The organism is Companilactobacillus kedongensis (genome assembly GCF_003946625.1).
Lineage (GTDB): Bacteria > Bacillota > Bacilli > Lactobacillales > Lactobacillaceae > Companilactobacillus > Companilactobacillus kedongensis.
Genome location: NZ_RHOR01000004.1, coordinates 24,243 through 40,458, shown reverse-complemented (window position 1 = coordinate 40,458; position 16,216 = coordinate 24,243). Strand labels below are relative to the sequence as shown.

At 37.1% G+C, this 16,216-nt stretch carries 18 protein-coding genes; 1 reads left to right on the top strand and 17 read right to left on the bottom strand.

Annotated features, from left to right (window positions below; translation table 11 throughout):
- Positions 1–3: 3 nt before the first annotated feature.
- The 16 genes from mreB to EKM60_RS03695 form a co-directional block, all read right to left on the bottom strand.
- Positions 4–993, bottom strand: a complete 990-nt coding sequence (mreB, locus tag EKM60_RS03770) for a rod shape-determining protein (RefSeq protein ID WP_125712596.1) — start codon at positions 991–993, stop codon at positions 4–6.
- Between the two features lie 96 nt (positions 994–1,089).
- On the bottom strand, positions 1,090–2,412 hold the full coding sequence (gene murA / locus EKM60_RS03765; RefSeq protein WP_125712594.1) for a UDP-N-acetylglucosamine 1-carboxyvinyltransferase: 1,323 nt from the start codon (positions 2,410–2,412) through the stop codon (positions 1,090–1,092).
- 34 nt (positions 2,413–2,446) lie between these two features.
- Positions 2,447–2,680, bottom strand: a complete 234-nt coding sequence (locus EKM60_RS03760) for a DUF1146 family protein (protein WP_125712592.1) — start codon at positions 2,678–2,680, stop codon at positions 2,447–2,449.
- Positions 2,681–2,815: 135 nt separating this feature from the next.
- Positions 2,816–3,259 (bottom strand): F0F1 ATP synthase subunit epsilon, encoded by a 444-nt coding sequence (locus tag EKM60_RS03755; RefSeq protein ID WP_125712590.1) that lies wholly within the window; start codon positions 3,257–3,259, stop codon positions 2,816–2,818.
- Positions 3,260–3,276: 17 nt separating this feature from the next.
- Complete coding sequence (gene atpD / locus EKM60_RS03750; protein WP_125712588.1) at positions 3,277–4,728, bottom strand: F0F1 ATP synthase subunit beta; 1,452 nt, start codon at positions 4,726–4,728, stop codon at positions 3,277–3,279.
- Between the two features lie 20 nt (positions 4,729–4,748).
- On the bottom strand, positions 4,749–5,666 hold the full coding sequence (locus EKM60_RS03745; protein WP_125712586.1) for a F0F1 ATP synthase subunit gamma: 918 nt from the start codon (positions 5,664–5,666) through the stop codon (positions 4,749–4,751).
- A 17-nt stretch (positions 5,667–5,683) separates the two neighbouring features.
- Positions 5,684–7,210, bottom strand: coding sequence for a F0F1 ATP synthase subunit alpha (gene atpA / locus EKM60_RS03740; RefSeq protein ID WP_125712584.1), 1,527 nt, complete (start codon positions 7,208–7,210; stop codon positions 5,684–5,686).
- 15 nt (positions 7,211–7,225) lie between these two features.
- Positions 7,226–7,774, bottom strand: a complete 549-nt coding sequence (gene atpH / locus EKM60_RS03735; RefSeq protein WP_125712582.1) for an ATP synthase F1 subunit delta — start codon at positions 7,772–7,774, stop codon at positions 7,226–7,228.
- A complete protein-coding gene (atpF, locus tag EKM60_RS03730) occupies positions 7,761–8,282 on the bottom strand; it encodes a F0F1 ATP synthase subunit B (RefSeq protein WP_125712580.1) in 522 nt (173 codons plus the stop codon). The genes atpH and atpF overlap by 14 nt, the downstream gene beginning before the upstream one ends.
- 74 nt (positions 8,283–8,356) lie before the next feature.
- The gene (atpE, locus tag EKM60_RS03725) at positions 8,357–8,569 is read right to left on the bottom strand and encodes a F0F1 ATP synthase subunit C (protein WP_057765691.1); all 213 of its coding nucleotides are present in this window, start codon (positions 8,567–8,569) and stop codon (positions 8,357–8,359) included.
- Positions 8,570–8,595: 26 nt separating this feature from the next.
- Positions 8,596–9,306 carry a F0F1 ATP synthase subunit A gene (gene atpB / locus EKM60_RS03720; protein WP_125712578.1) on the bottom strand — a complete coding sequence of 237 codons (711 nt, stop codon included), beginning with the start codon at positions 9,304–9,306 and terminating at the stop codon, positions 8,596–8,598.
- 88 nt (positions 9,307–9,394) lie between these two features.
- Positions 9,395–10,024, bottom strand: a complete 630-nt coding sequence (gene upp / locus EKM60_RS03715) for a uracil phosphoribosyltransferase (RefSeq protein ID WP_125676680.1) — start codon at positions 10,022–10,024, stop codon at positions 9,395–9,397.
- Between the two features lie 11 nt (positions 10,025–10,035).
- Positions 10,036–11,046, bottom strand: coding sequence for an L-threonylcarbamoyladenylate synthase (locus EKM60_RS03710; RefSeq protein WP_125712576.1), 1,011 nt, complete (start codon positions 11,044–11,046; stop codon positions 10,036–10,038).
- A 2-nt stretch (positions 11,047–11,048) separates the two neighbouring features.
- Entirely contained in the window at positions 11,049–11,900 is an 852-nt protein-coding gene (gene prmC, locus EKM60_RS03705) for a peptide chain release factor N(5)-glutamine methyltransferase (RefSeq protein ID WP_125712574.1), read from the bottom strand.
- On the bottom strand, positions 11,878–12,975 hold the full coding sequence (gene prfA / locus EKM60_RS03700; RefSeq protein WP_125712572.1) for a peptide chain release factor 1: 1,098 nt from the start codon (positions 12,973–12,975) through the stop codon (positions 11,878–11,880). Before prfA ends, prmC begins: the two co-directional genes overlap by 23 nt.
- 20 nt (positions 12,976–12,995) lie before the next feature.
- Positions 12,996–13,568, bottom strand: a complete 573-nt coding sequence (locus EKM60_RS03695) for a thymidine kinase (RefSeq protein WP_125712570.1) — start codon at positions 13,566–13,568, stop codon at positions 12,996–12,998.
- Between the two features lie 149 nt (positions 13,569–13,717).
- Between EKM60_RS03695 and EKM60_RS03690 the strand changes: the two genes are divergently transcribed.
- Positions 13,718–15,055: a Mur ligase family protein gene (locus EKM60_RS03690; protein WP_125712568.1), complete on the top strand. Its 1,338-nt coding sequence runs from the start codon at positions 13,718–13,720 to the stop codon at positions 15,053–15,055.
- A 168-nt stretch (positions 15,056–15,223) separates the two neighbouring features.
- On the opposite strand, the gene EKM60_RS03685 is transcribed toward EKM60_RS03690, so the two are convergent.
- On the bottom strand, positions 15,224–16,204 hold the full coding sequence (locus EKM60_RS03685) for a serine hydrolase domain-containing protein (RefSeq protein WP_125712566.1): 981 nt from the start codon (positions 16,202–16,204) through the stop codon (positions 15,224–15,226).
- Positions 16,205–16,216: the final 12 nt, after the last annotated feature.

The following is a 16,216-nucleotide window of genomic DNA, read 5'->3' as shown; positions in this document are numbered from 1 at the left end:
ACCCTAGTATTTTTTATGTTTTTCAATATTTTCTAGTAAAATCCCTGTTCCTAAAGCAACTGAATCAAGTGGGCTTTCAGTCATTAAAACAGGAACTTGTAATTCTTCAGCCAATAACTTATCCAAGTTTTTAAGTAATGAACCACCACCGGTCAACATAATACCACGATCAATGATATCTGCAGATAATTCAGGAGGTGTTTGCTCCAGAACACCTTTGGCAGCTTCAACAATTTGAAGAACACCGTCATGCAATGCATCCTGAATTTCTTTTTCATTTACTGTTATTTCTTTTGGCAAACCAGTAACGATATCGATACCACTAGCAGAAAATGTGACTTTTTCGTCAGCTTCCATAGCAGAACCAATTTCAATTTTGATTCTTTCTGAAGTTCTTTCACCAATAATCAAACCATGATTTGATTTAATATACGATTGAATTGCTGTGGTCATCTTGTCACCAGCAAAACGCAGTGAGCGACTAGTTACAACATCTCCCATTGAAAGAACAGCAATATCACTAGTACCACCACCAATATCAATAACCATGTTTCCTTGTGGTTTAAAAATATCAAGACCAGCACCAACAGCGGCAACTTTAGGTTCAAATTGTAAATAAACTTTCCCGCCACCAGCTTGTTCAGCTGCTTCAATGATTGATTTTTGCTCAACTGGCGTCACATTGGTTGGAGCACAGATCATAATCGTTGGTTTTGAAAAACGACTTCTAACATTTAATTTATCGATAAAATATTGAAGCATTTTTTCAGTTATATTAAAGTCAGCAATTACACCATCTTTTAAGGGACGAATTGCTTTAATATTTGCTGGAGTTCTACCAACCATTTGGTAAGCATCCTCACCAACAGCAACGACATCATCGTTCTTTGTATTAATTGCTACTACTGAAGGTTCATTTAGAACGATACCTTCTCCTTTTACATCAATAAGTACATTTGCTGTACCCAAATCAATTCCTAGATATTTCGACATACTATATCCTCCAAAATCTAAACAAAAAAAGTATATCATAACAAGCGCCATCATTAAATTGCCATAAATAAAAAAAGAAAGTGGATCAACCACTTTCTAAGCCAATTTATTGATACTTGAAACGGTATGTAATACTAGATTTTCTCTTCCGTCTTTATCAATTGATACACGTCTTATATTGGCGCCTAAACTTCTTAACTTTTCAGTGAAATGATAATAACCACGATCTAAATACTGTAGGTTAGAAACTCTTGTTTCGCCTTCAGCAACTATACCAGCTAAAACAAGTGCGGCAGCAGCTCTTAAATCAGTTGCTGAAACTTTAGCACCTGTTAATTGTGCTGGTCCAAACATAATAACAGAATTACCTTCTATCTTATAATCGGCTTTCATTTTCCCAAATTCTGGAAAATGCATAAAGCGATTTTCAAAAACAGTCTCCGTCATAACGGTAGTACCTAAACTTAATAATTGTACTAAAGTCATTTGTGCCTGCATATCTGTTGGAAAACCAGGGTGAGGCAATGTTTTAACATCTACTGGACGAAGATGATCTGTTCCAATAACTCTAATTCCTTCATCTAATTCTAAAATATTAACGCCCATTTCCTTTAATTTGGAAATAAGGGGACGATTATGAGCTGCAATAGCATCTTTGATCATAATGTCACCGTCTGTAACGGCGGCAGCAACCATAAATGTACCCGCTTCAATTCTATCTTGCATAATTGAATGTTCACAACCGTGAAGTGCCTTGACGCCTCTGATACGAATTGTATTAGTACCGGCACCACTGAGATCTCCACCCATTTTACTCAACACGTTAGCTAAGTCGACGATCTCTGGTTCGCGAGCAGCATTATCGATTACTGTTTCGCCTTCAGCCAAAACGGCTGCCATCATAATATTTTGTGTAGCACCGACACTTGGGAAATCTAAGTAAATGTTAGTTCCCTTCAAACCATCAGTTTTAGCGTCGATAAATCCACCGTTCTGTTGGAATTCTGCGCCCATAGCTTCTAGTCCCTTAATATGTAAATCTATCGGACGAGAGCCAATAGCACAGCCTCCCGGCATCGCTACATGTGCTTCCTTGTTACGGGCCAAAAGTGGTCCTAAAACAACGATTGAGGCACGCATTTTATCAACTAGTTCTTCTGGTGCGGTCGTTGTGATTCCCTTTGAAGCATCAACAGTCAATACTTCGTTATCTTCATCAAAAGTTACGTCGGCACCAAGTGCACGCAACATCTTTGTCATCGTTATGACGTCTGACAATGGAGGGATATTTGTTAGGGCTACTTCCCCTGACGAAGCCAATAGAGTCGCTGCTAAAATTGGTAACGCGGCGTTTTTAGCTCCTTCAACTTTAACAGTTCCCTTTAACTTAGATGGTCCATTTACGATAATTTGTTGCACAATATTTTCCTCCAAAATGCTGGAATCATTAGAATTAGAAAAGTAAGGTCAAGTTCTGTGAAACACTGATTATGTTCAAGAAAAATGAACTGACAGTGTAGCCTAAAGCAACTGCTAAGAATGCTATAAGTAGTTGTAACATTCTAGGGTTGACTGATTTATTATAAAACTTTTTCCAGTCAATTACTTGTAAACAATTAAAACTTAGCCAAATAAAAACCAGATGACTTACTAGCGTAAAAATTGCATTAACGCCTAGATTTTGCATTCTATAACCTCACTTTGTATAGCATAACACTGTCATAATGATATGTTTTACTTTATTAAAAATACTTAACTCTTTTCATAGTACCAAAAAAAGGACAAAGACTAAACCCGAAAGTTTTATCTTTGTCCTTATTTATTATAATTTTGTATCTTCATGTGAGCTAACGTTGATTCTGTTGATAGCTTTACGCAATGATACTTCGGCACGATCAAGATCGTCCACATTATGTTTTTCTTTAGCAGTTTGAATTTTCTTCTCTGCTGTTTCCTTTGCATACTTAGCACGTCTCAAGTCAATGTTAATGGCTCTTTCAGCACTATTAGCAACAATAGAAACAAGATTATTGCTGAACTCCAGGAATCCACCGTTAACCGCAATTGCATCTTCATGATTAGGAGTATCGTCACGCTTTACACGGACTTCATCGATCTTTAAAGGTGCGATGATAGGTTCATGGTTAGCCATGATCCCGATATTCCCACTGATGGTGCTTGCTACGATAAGATTTGCATGATGGTCATAAACAACACCATCAGGAGTGACAATATTGACCGTCATTGGTTCACTTTGATCAGCCATATTATTCCCCTCCCTTTTTAGTTAGCAACTGCCTCAGCAGCACCATTTTGTTGTTCATCTTCTGGTTTCCAACCGGACTTCTTAGCTTTTTCAAGTACATCTTTAATTCCACCAACACCATTAAAGGCATCTTCTGGAACATCGTCATACTTACCTTCTAAGATATCCTTAAAGTCCTTAACTGTTTCTTCAACAGGAACGTAAGAACCTGGAACACCAGTAAATTGTTCGGCAACACTAAAGTTTTGTCCCAAGAAGAATTGAATACGTCTTGCACGTGCAACAGTAGTCTTTTCATCATCAGACAATTCATCCATACCAAGAATTGAGATAATATCTTGCAATTCACGATATCTTTGAAGAACTTGTTGAACTCTTGTAGCAACATCATAGTGTTCTTGTCCAACAATCGAAGGATCAAGAGCTGAAGATGATGATGCTAATGGATCAACAGCAGGATAAATACCTTGTTCTGTTAACTTACGTTCAAGGTTAGTTGTAGCATCCAAGTGAGCGAAAGTTGTAGCAGGAGCAGGGTCAGTATAATCATCAGCTGGAACATAAACGGCTTGAATTGAAGTAATTGAACCCTTCTGTGTAGAAGTGATTCTTTCCTGCAATTGACCCATTTCTGTAGCCAATGTTGGTTGATAACCAACGGCTGATGGCATACGTCCTAATAGGGCTGAAACTTCAGAACCGGCTTGAGTAAATCTGAAAATGTTATCGATAAACAATAGCACATCTTGACCCTCAACATCACGGAAGTACTCAGCAATTGTCAAACCTGTTAGGGCAACACGCATACGAGCACCAGGTGATTCGTTCATCTGTCCATAAACCATGGCAGTCTTTTCAAGAACACCTGATTCTTTCATTTCATAGTAAAGGTCATTACCTTCACGTGTTCTTTCACCAACACCAGTAAATACTGAGATACCACCATGCTCTTCAGCAATATTGTGGATCAATTCTTGAATAAGAACGGTCTTACCAACACCGGCACCACCGAACAAACCAATCTTACCACCACGAACGTAAGGTTCGAGAAGGTCGATAACTTTGATACCTGTTTCAAGAATTTCTGTTGATGTATTTAATTCATCATAAGCAGGTGCTTGACGGTGAATACTATCTCTTCTGAAGTCTGCGGGAAATTTCTCGCCTCCATCGATTGATTCACCTAAAACGTTAAACACACGGCCCAAAGTTTCTTTTCCGACAGGAACAGAAATTGGACTACCAGTATTAATAACGTCGACACCTCTTTGAAGTCCGTCAGTAGAACTCATGGAAATGGCACGCAAAGCACCATCACCTAATTCTAGAGCAACTTCAAGGGTAATTGTTGATCCGTCATGCTTTGTAATTTTCAAAGCATCATTAAGTTCAGGAAGATCTCCGTCTAAAGGAAACTCCACGTCAACAACCGGACCAATTACCTGAATAACTTTACCTTTGCTACTCATTAATTTGGCTCCCTTCTAAACTATTCTAGTGCAGCAGCACCGCCGACAATTTCAGTAATCTCTGTAGTAATTTGAGCTTGACGTGCACGGTTGTAATGTAATGAAAGATCTGAGATCAAATCATCGGCATTATCCGTAGCACTCTTCATGGCTGTAACAGAAGCAGCATGTTCTGCTGTCTTTGCATCCATAATTGCTCCGAAAGTTAAGCATTCAATATATTGAGGTACGATTGAAGCCAAAACTACTTCAGGACTTGGCTCTGTTAAATATTCACTAGCGATATGTTCTTCCTCAGGTGTAGTGTCTTTAGGTTTAGTTAATGGCAATAACTTGTCATTAGTAAATCTAGATACAAGTGAGTTGACATGATGATTATGACAGACATAAATTTCATCAAAACTACCAGCTTGATATAATTGCAAAATAGTTTTCACAATAGGTTTTACATCTTCAACTGTTGGAATATCCTCTAAACCACGATATTCATAAGCAATATCATAACCACGTGTCTTGAAAAACTCTGTTCCGGTATTGCCCAGTGAAATAATAGTAAATTTACTTGTATCGTTATGATATTTGGTCTTAAAAAGATCCATCATAGCTTTCAAAATATTACTATTATATCCACCTACAAGACCACGATCACTAGTTATAACAACATAAGCAGTCTTTTTGACCTCACGCACTTGAAGAAGATTATTTAGACTCATTGGATCCTTTGAGTTTCCACCAGCAGCAATCTCACCAAAGACATCACCAACTGTTAAGTGTCTAATAATTTCTTCAACTTTGTTTGCATATAATTGATAAGCAATAGATTTCTTTTCAATACGAGAGAGTTTAGCACCAGAAACCATTTGCATGGCTCTTGTTATTTGACCGGTTTTCTTAGTAGAAGAGATTCTTCTTTTAATGTCCATAAGTGACTCAGCCATAATTTAAACCTCCTGTATTATTTATCTTGCTTGTCAGATTTTGAAGCCAAGAAGTTTTCGGTGAATTCTTGTACACCTTGTTTCATCTTGTCTTCATCAGGTAGTTTACCTGTTTCCTTAATTTCTTTTAAGAGATCGGCATGATTTGCATCGAAGAATTCAGAAAGTGAAGCTTCATATTCTAGGATATCGTCAACTTTAACCTTATCAAGGAATCCTCTAGTTAAAGCAAATAAGATCAAAACTTGTTTTTCAACAGCAATAGGTGCGTGTACTGGTTGTTTTAGAACTTCAACAGTACGACGACCACGATCTAGTTTTGCCTTAGTAGCCTCATCAAGATCAGAACCAAATTGAGCAAATGATTCCAATTCACGATATGAAGATAGATCCAGACGTAATGTACCGGCAACCTTCTTCATAGCCTTAATTTGGGCGTCACCACCAACACGAGAAACAGAAGCACCAGCATCGATAGCTGGACGTGTACCTGAATAGAACAAATCACTACCCAAGAAAATCTGTCCATCAGTGATGGAAATAACGTTTGTAGGAATATATGCGGAAATATCACCGGCTTGTGTTTCGATGATTGGTAGAGCAGTCATTGAACCACCCCCGAGATCATCACTCAACTTAGCAGCACGTTCTAGTAAACGTGAGTGCAAGTAGAAAACATCACCAGGATATGCTTCACGCCCAGGTGGTCTACGAAGCAATAGCGATATCTCACGATAGGCAGTAGCTTGCTTGCTTAAATCATCATATACAATAAGAACGTGCTTACCGTTATACATGAAATATTCACCCATAGCAGCACCAGCATATGGTGCAAAGTAAAGCATAGGAGCTGGTTGACTAGGTCCAGCTTCAACAACAATGGTATAATCCATTGCGCCGTTCTTTCTTAATGTTTCAACTTGACTTCTAATAGTTGATTCCTTTTGACCAATTGCTACATAAACACAGATCATATCTTGATCTTTTTGGTTAATGATTGTATCGATAGCGATTGAAGTTTTACCAGTCTTACGATCACCGATAATCAATTCACGTTGACCACGTCCGATAGGAACAAGTGAATCAACGGCTTTCAAACCTGTTTGTAAAGGCTGGAAAACTGATTTACGTTGCATAACACCTGGTGCAGGTGATTCGATAGGTCTTGTCTTATCAGTCTTCATTTCTCCAAGTCCATCAACTGGTTGTCCCAAAGCATTAACGACACGTCCAATAAGTGCATCACCTACTGGAACTTCCATGATACGACCAGTTCTTTTAACTGTATCGCCTTCACGAATTTTGTCATAATTTCCTAAAATGATAATACCAACATCATCACTTTCAAGGTTTTGAGCCACACCAAAAGTACCGTCTTGGAATTCAAGTAATTCACTTGCCATAGCGTTTTCAAGGCCATTAGCACGAGCAATACCATCACCGACATATGTAACTGTACCTACTTCATCAACTGAGAGTTCATTTTTATAGTTCTTTAACTGTTCTTTGATCAGTGAACTAATCTCTTCAGTTTTGATGCTCATTCTTTTCACCTCTACTTATTTATTAACTAATAGCATGTTTTTGATGTCATTAAATCGCTTAACAACGCTGCCATCAATTACTTGATCACCAACACGGATAACAACTCCGCCGATGATTGAAGGATCGATTACTTTTGTTAAGTTTGCTTGTTTTACAGAAAAACGTTGTTTAACAACAGATCTTAGATTTTCTTCTTGTTCTGAGTTGAGAGGAACTGTTGTTGTTGCAGTAACTTCAACGACCCCATTGTCTTCGTCATATCTTTCGATATAGGCGTCAGCAATTTCAACTAAACAATTCATACGATCACGATCAAAAAGCATACTCAAAAAATCCTGCATTAGTTCGCTTAAACCAGATTTTAAAGTTTCTACGACTTTTTTTCTCTCATCTCGAGAAACTGAACGTCCAGCAAATAATATATTCAAACTTGGATTTTCAAGATAAACTTGCTTAAGACTTTGTAAATCTTTCAAGTTTTCTTCAACTGATCCTCGTTCTTCAGCAACTTCATAGAGTGCTCTGCTGTAACGCTTGCCCACTTGAAATTTACTTAGTTTCATTATTTACTGTCAGCTCCTTAATATAAGAGTCAACTAGAGACTTTTGATCGTCTGCATTAAGCTCTTTAGAAATAACTCTTGAAGCTATCTCTAAAGACAAGTTTGCGATGTCATTTTGGGCATCTTGCATAGCATCTTGTTTTGCTTTTTCAGCATCTTGCTTAGCTTTTGTTCTTACAGTTTCAGCTTCGCTATGAGCGTCTGCTACGATGGCCTTCTTTTGTGAATCACCATTGTCTTTAGCTTTGTTGACGATCTCAATTGCTTCAGCACGTGAATTTTTAAGTGCTTCTTCACGTTCCTTACCCAGCTTGTCTGCACGTGCACGTTCTTGATCAGCGTAATCTAAGTCTCCAGAGATTTTTTCTGATCTGGCATCCATCATCTTTGTGACAGGACCCCATGCATAGTGTTTAACAGCTAGCGATAACAGGATAAAAGAAATAAGAATAAAAAGCATATCACCTAAAGCTATTTTGCTTGCTCCGAGTACTAATAAACTTGCCAATATTCTCAACTCCTCCCTTTCCTATAAAACATAAAAAAGGCGATTATATTTTTTATCGCCAACTAATGTATGTATTATACGAAAAGAATAACGAATGAAATAGCAATGGCAATGATAGGAACAGCTTCGATAAGACCGACACCGATAAACATAGTTCCTCTTAATTGACCAGCTACTTCTGGTTGACGAGCCATACCCTCAAGGGTTTTAGAAATAACAAGTCCGTTACCAATTGATGCACCAAAAGCTGCTAAACCAGCTGCAATAGCTGCCGCGATTTCTTTCATAATTTAAAAATCCTCCAATATAAAAGTTATTCTCTTTCCATTTTACGTGAAATATAGACCATAGATAATGTGGTAAATACATACGCTTGGATGGCTCCAATAAAGACTGAAAAGCCTTGCCAGATCATTTCTACCGGAATGGCAACAACAAATGATACTAAGCCAAAACTCTTAGCAACAGTTCCAATAAGTGCAAGAAGTACTTCACCGGCAAATATATTACCGTAAAGACGCAATGACAACGTTAAGAAGTTCGTGAACTCCTCCAGAAGGTTAATTGGTAGCAAAAAGCTCACCGGTCTCGCATAATTGGACAAGTATGTGCCGAATCCGAATTTCTTTACAGAATAGTAATGTGCCAGCATTAACGAAATTAAAGCTAGCGACATAGTAATTAACGGATTAGTTGTTGGCGACTTAATATACGTGAAACCATCAACCTTGATTTGGAATATTAATCCTAGTTGGTTAGATACAAAGATAAACAAGAATAATACAAATGCGTAAAGACTAAATCGACTACCAGAACCGTCCGGAAAAGCCGACTTAACGATACTATCTGTAAAATCAATCATCCACTCTAAAACGTTCTGAGCTTTTCCTGGTTTCATTGTAATTTTACGTGATAACGAAAAAACTAAAATAAAAACAAGAATAGCTGCAACGAGTGCTGATAAGTCGTTTGCAACATTGAATCTCAAACCTAAGAAATCAATAAACTTGTACTTATCATCCAATAATAACCCCCCTTTCTTTACTTATTGAAAACATATTGATACCTCAAAATAATAACACTATAAAAAAAATATTCAAACAGTGTTTTTTTTATTTAGTACCAAATAATCTGTCTCCAGCATCACCTAATCCAGGGAAAATGTAACCACTATCAGTAATTCTTTCGTCAAGTGAGGCGGCATAAATGTCAACATCAGGATGTGCATCTTGTACCGCTTTTACACCTTCTGGGGCAGCAACTAAAACAACAAGTCTCATGTGCTTTGCTCCACGCTTCTTCAAAGCATCGATGGCCATATTAGCTGAACCACCAGTAGCCAGCATTGGATCAACGATGAATAGGTCACGTTGATCAATATCACTAGGAAGCTTTACAAAATATTCATGTGGTTGAAGTGTTTTTTCATCACGATACATACCGATGTGACCAACTTTAGCAGCTGGGATCAATTCCAAGACACCGTCGACCATTCCTAATCCAGCACGAAGAATAGGAATAACAGCTAATTTCTTTCCGGCTAGGACCTTTTGTGTTGATTTGCCCATAGGTGTCTCAACTTCAACATCCTTTAGTGGCAAATCTCTAGTAATTTCATAAACCATTAATTCACCAATTTCATTGGCTACTTCACGGAAAACCTTTGTTCCTGTGTGTTTACTTCTGATGATTGTTAGTTTGTGTTGAATCAATGGGTGGTTCAGTACTTGAAATTTAGACATTATATTTCTCCTTATTTTTCGTAATGTTTTTGACCAGCAGATTTATTTAAACGGTTTCGATATGCATCCCCGTGGTCAGCATTAGGAAATCCTTGTGCCAATATGTAATCAACCTTTTCAGCATCCAGACCTCTTAATCCTGCAAAGAGATGTTTTGAAGCAGAGATCACGTCTTCACCTAATGAGAATTTTCTGAAACTATCAGGTGCTTCTTGAAGAATTTCGTCAGTTGCTAGTATTCCAACGGGAACCTTCATGTCCTGATACTCAGAAATTGCCTTAGGAAAGTCATTCGTATCATCGACGATAATCACCTGTGCACTAGGAGCATAATGTTTGTATTTCATTCCTGGTGCCTTGGGGATTTCCTCGTCTTTTACCTTATGATGATCACTCTTTATATTACCGATAACTTTTGTCAAATCATCATATGTGATCATTCCAGGTCTTAGGATCGTTGGTACATCAACTGATAAGTCGATTACAGTCGATTCAACTCCCAAGATCGTTGGACCATCATCGACGATTGCAGCTATCTTTCCTTTTAAATCATGATAAACATGTTTTGCCAAAGTTGGACTTGGTTTTCCACTTGTATTGGCGGAAGGTCCTACGATAGGTTTACCAAATTTTTTGATCAAATCTAACGTGACTTTATTATTTGGCATTCTAAAGGCAGCGGTTGAAAGCCCACCTGTAACCTCTTTTGACAAAGCATTTTTCTGAATAGGCATGATAATCGTCAATGGACCTGGCCAGAAACTTTTCATTAACTTTTCAGCTAATGGCTTGTAACTATTGTCAGCATATTGCCAGACCATTTCAGGACTGGAAACATGTACGATCAAAGGATTGTCACTGGGACGTCCCTTAGCCGCGTAGACATTTTTAACAATATCCGGTCTAGTTGCATCTGCACCCAAGCCGTAAACTGTCTCAGTCGGAAATGCCACAAGTTGGCCATTAGCTAAGAAGTTAACCGCTTCTTGGATCTGTGAATCTTTTAGTATCTCTGTTTCCAAATCTACACCCTCTCCTTTTTTGCTTTAAGATACCGATCATTACCATTAATATCCTTATAGAATTTTACCTGATATTCAGACATATTATTAGCAAAAATTTGTTTTATTTCAGATTTTTGATGATATCCAAATTCCATATAAAGTGAACCATCGATATTTAAATGTTGATCGGCAACTTTTGTTATATCCTGATAGAATTCTAAACCATTATTATCTCCATATAAAGCTAAATCAGGCTCATATTTAATAACACTCGGATCCATGACTTTTTTTTCATCCAAAGCAATGTAAGGTGGATTAGAAACAATTACATCAAATTTCTCATTATCAATTTTTTTAAATAAATCACTCTGTTTAAAGAAAACATTATTCGTCTGATAATTATCAGCATTTAACTGGGCAACCTTTAGAGCATCTTCTGAAATATCAGTTGCCAAGATATCATCACCAGGAAACTTCAAAGCCAAATTAATAGCAATAATACCCGAACCTGTACCAATATCTAAAATTGATTGATTTTTGTTGGAATGGTCAGAGATTATTTTCCGAACCATTTCTTCGGTCTCTTGTCTGGGAATCAAAGTATTATCATTAACCGCAAAAGTTTTATCCATAAAGTAAGCATAGCCGAGTATATATTGCACTGGCTCATCCATACCTAGACGAACAACCCCATCACGAAACTTGCGCATGATATCACTTGGCACTACCTCATTACGATGTAATTGTAATTGCGTATAGTTAAATCCGGATAATTCTTCCATTAAATATTGAGCATCTTCAGGATATTTATTTTGTTGTTCTAGCATCAAAAAAGCCCTTTTCAGGGCATTAGAATAGTTTAGTCTCTCCACTTTGAATTTGCTCCAGTTTTTGAGTTTGGTCGTAAACGATCAAGGCATCGATGATTTCTCCCAATTCCCCATTCATAATACGATCCAACTTATTCAGTGACAAACCAATTCTGTGGTCTGTAACACGATTTTGTGGATAATTATATGTTCTAATTCTTTCTGAACGATCACCTGTACCAACAGCTGACTTGCGCTTTTCATCATATTCACTTTGATTTTCTGATTCATAGTAATCATAGACACGTGATTTCAAAATTTGCATAGCTTTTTCACGGTTTTGTTGTTGTGAACGTTGATCTTGCATGGCAACCACGATACCAGTAGGTAAATGGGTCATACGAACGGCTGATGAAGTCTTATTGATATGCTGACCACCAGCACCAGATGAACGATAAACATCAGTACGGATATCTTTAGGATCGATCTCTAATTCAACTTCATCGTATTCAGGCATAATAGCAACTGTTGCAGTTGAAGTATGAACACGGCCTTGTGATTCAGTTGATGGGATTCTTTGAACACGATGTGCTCCATTTTCATATTTCAATTTAGAATAGACACGGTTACCTGTGATCATAACGGCAACATCTTTGTAACCACCGACTTCAGTATCAGTTTCATCAATAATTTCAAAAGTCCAGCCTTGCTTTTCAGCGTACTTACTGTACATAGACAAAAGGTCGGCAGCGAACAAACTGGCTTCATCACCACCAGCGGCACCACGGATCTCCATGATGATATTCTTATCATCGTTAGGATCTTTAGGAAGCATCAAAAGTGTGATCTCATGTTCAACTTTTCCGATTTCTTCTTTTGATTCATTTAGTTCATCTTTAGCCATAGCTTGCATCTCAGCGTCATCTGTTTCACGCAAGATCTCGTCACTATCACTAATACTTTGCTTTAATTCTTTATAGTGTTTAAAGGCATTAACAACATCGCGCATATCAGCTTCTTCTTTAGAATACTGCATGTAACGTTTCGTATCGTTAATAACTTCAGGGTCACTCATTAATTCTTGTAATTCACTGTATCTATCAACTAGGGTCTCTAGTTGTTCTAATATTTTATCCAACTTAACGATCCTTTCTTAAACTATTTTATTGGAGGATTATTATAATGACGACGGCAAACAGGATAATACATTTCATTGCCACCAATGACGATTTGATCACCCTCATAAACTGGTTTACCATCATCCATTCTCATGTTCATTGTTGCTTTCTTCTTGCAGAACCAACAGATAGTCTTCATTTCTTCTAGCTTGTCTGCATATAATAGAAGATACTTTGAGCCATCGAACAATTCATTTCTAAAATCATTCTTCAAACCAAAGGCCATAACCGGGATATTCAGTTCATCCACTAATTTAGTGGCCTGCAAAACTTGATCTTTAGTCATGAATTCACATTCATCAATTAAAATACAAGCTGCTTTAGGGTTCAATCCAACAACGATGTCATAAAGATTTGAATCAGGTGTAAGAGCAATCGCATCAGCTGACAAACCGATCCTACTCTTAATTGTACCAACACCCGAACGTGTATCAAAGGCACTGGTCATTAAAATAACTGACTTGCCTTGTTCTTTATAGTTGTGAGCCACCTTTAATATCTCAATCGACTTACCACTATTCATCGCACCATACTTAAAAAATAATTGAGCCACTCTTCCGCCTCCAAATAGATTCCTTGAAGATTATAACTAAAAAAATCGTTATTGAACATATTAAACATTATCTAAATTGAATCAATTTGCGATAAAATAACGTTTAGTTATGATAATATTATTTTATTCAAGTTAATTGGGGTTTTATAATGACATTCAAATCAAGTATTGCAACACTAACAGGAAAGACATCATATTTCATTTTAAGTAAATTTTTTAACGGCGGTTCATCTTACCCTGGAAAAATTGCTTATAAAATTGATCCAGATATTTTAAAGAGCCTCGGTAAAAACTATGATCTGATCATTGTCACCGGTACAAATGGTAAAACTTTAACTACATCTTTGATCAATAAAATGTTAACACAAAAGTACGATGACGTTTTGACTAATCCTACGGGATCAAATATGATCCAAGGAATCGTCACAAGCTTTGTGACACATCATAAGAAGTCTAAACGCCCTCTAGCCGTTCTAGAAGTCGATGAAGCAAACGTCGAGATCATCTGTAGATATATCAAACCAAAGTACTTTATTTTGACTAACATTTTCCGCGATCAAATGGATCGTTATGGTGAGATCTACACAACCTATCAAAAAATCTTAAATGGTATTAAGTTAGCACCAGAGGCTACTATCATTGCTAACGGTGACGCATCTATCTTCTCATCAAAAGAGCTTCCAAATAAGGTCATCTACTATGGCTTCAACGCCGATGGCCACGAAAATGAAGATTTCAAGGCTCCTACAAACACTGACGGCGTCCTCTGTCCTAAGTGTAATCACATCATGCACTATCATATGATCACTTACGCTAATCTAGGCGACTACTTCTGTCCTAACTGCGGTTTCAAGCGAAATGATTTGAAGTATCAAGTAACTTCGGTCGACGAATTACTTCCTAATATAAGTAAGTTCTCAATCGACGGTAATGATTTTGAAATGAATATCGGTGGTAAATATAATGTCTACAATGCTTTAGCAGCTTATGCAATTGCCAAAGAAATGGGTATTACTATCGATCAAATCAAAAAAGCCTTTTCATATGATGAAAAAGTCTTTGGTCGTCAAGAAACTATCACCGTTGGCGAAAAGAACGTTAATATTATTTTGGTTAAAAATCCCGTCGGTCTGAATCAAGTTATCGAAACCATTCTTAGTGACACAGATGACTACTCACTGGCATTCTTGTTAAATGCTAACTACGCTGACGGTATCGACACTAGTTGGATCTGGGACGGTAACTTTGAAGATTTCGACTATCAAAAACTACCACTCGTGATCACTGGCGGTAAACGTGTCAAAGATGTTACCTATCGTTTCAAAATTGCCGGTTTAGATATGGATAAAAACATTGAAACAGTGGAAATTGAAGATTTCGTTAAAGAGATCCCTAATATTCCAACTAAGAAAATATACGTACTAGCAACCTATACCGCCATGCTTTCACTTAGAAAAGTATTGAATGATAAAGGTTATATAAAATAGTTCAAAAGAGTGTGACAAAACATGGTCAGCTTTCGAGCATTAAGGCAAACAAGACTAGTAATCCGATTTTGGATTACTAGTCTTGTTTGTTTTAAGCGGAAAAAGCTATGTTCTGTCGCACGTTTATGCTGCATGTTTGAGGTGAAAATAGTTATGTCACAGACCATTTTATTTACTCTCATTTAAAAAACTGTCCAAAATAGTATAACGACGTTCCAAGAAAATTTGATTGTGTTCGATTGGATGTACTCGATTAGTCAAAACAACCATCGCATTTTGATGTTGATAATCCAAGGCAATAAAATGACCTGTATAACCTGTGTGAAATAGCACATTGCCAGGTTTAATATCCCAGCCCAATGAACGACCAGGATCTAAATCAGTGAAATTTTTATAAAGGAACTTATAATCTGTCTGAAGCATCCCTTTAGCAAATTGCATAACATCAACCAAATTATCAAACATACCAGCTGAACCGCAATGTTCTCCCAACTGTCTTGCTTTAGGATCATTAGGAATACCAACTAGCATGTGTCCATTCACTGGATACGTCGGTGTACAACGACTAATTTCAGGATCAAATGTGGCATCTTCTAGGTTCCAAGTATTATGAACAAACTCTTTAATTACTCTTTGAACTGGTTCTTGACAGATTTTTTCAATTATTAAACCTAAGAAAATCATTCCAGTATCCGTGTAAACAACCTTCTTATTGAAATTGTCTGTTACAGGTAAATTTAACAATGCATCGATCAATTCCTGAGTATTCAACTTATCACGATCAGGGATATAACCCGCAATGCCTGAAGTGTGCGTCAACAAATGAAATATTTCAATTCGTCCATCTTTAAATTGTGGTAAATATTTTTGAATGGGATCATGTAGATCAAGTTTTTTCTCATCGATCAATTTTAAAATAATTGGGACCGTACCCATGACTTTAGTCAAAGATGCTAAATCATATAATTCATTTCCTTCAAGTGGTGTGATCTTGGGTTGCCATGACTTATTACCTGCAAAATTAGCTTCATCATAGCTAGTCTTGATCTGCTTGCCATGATTACTAATAAATCCATAACTGACTCCTGGAACAATTTGTTGATTCACTAAATTTAGAATTTGTGCTTCTGTCTCTTGAAATTTTTTCATGCCTTATCTCCA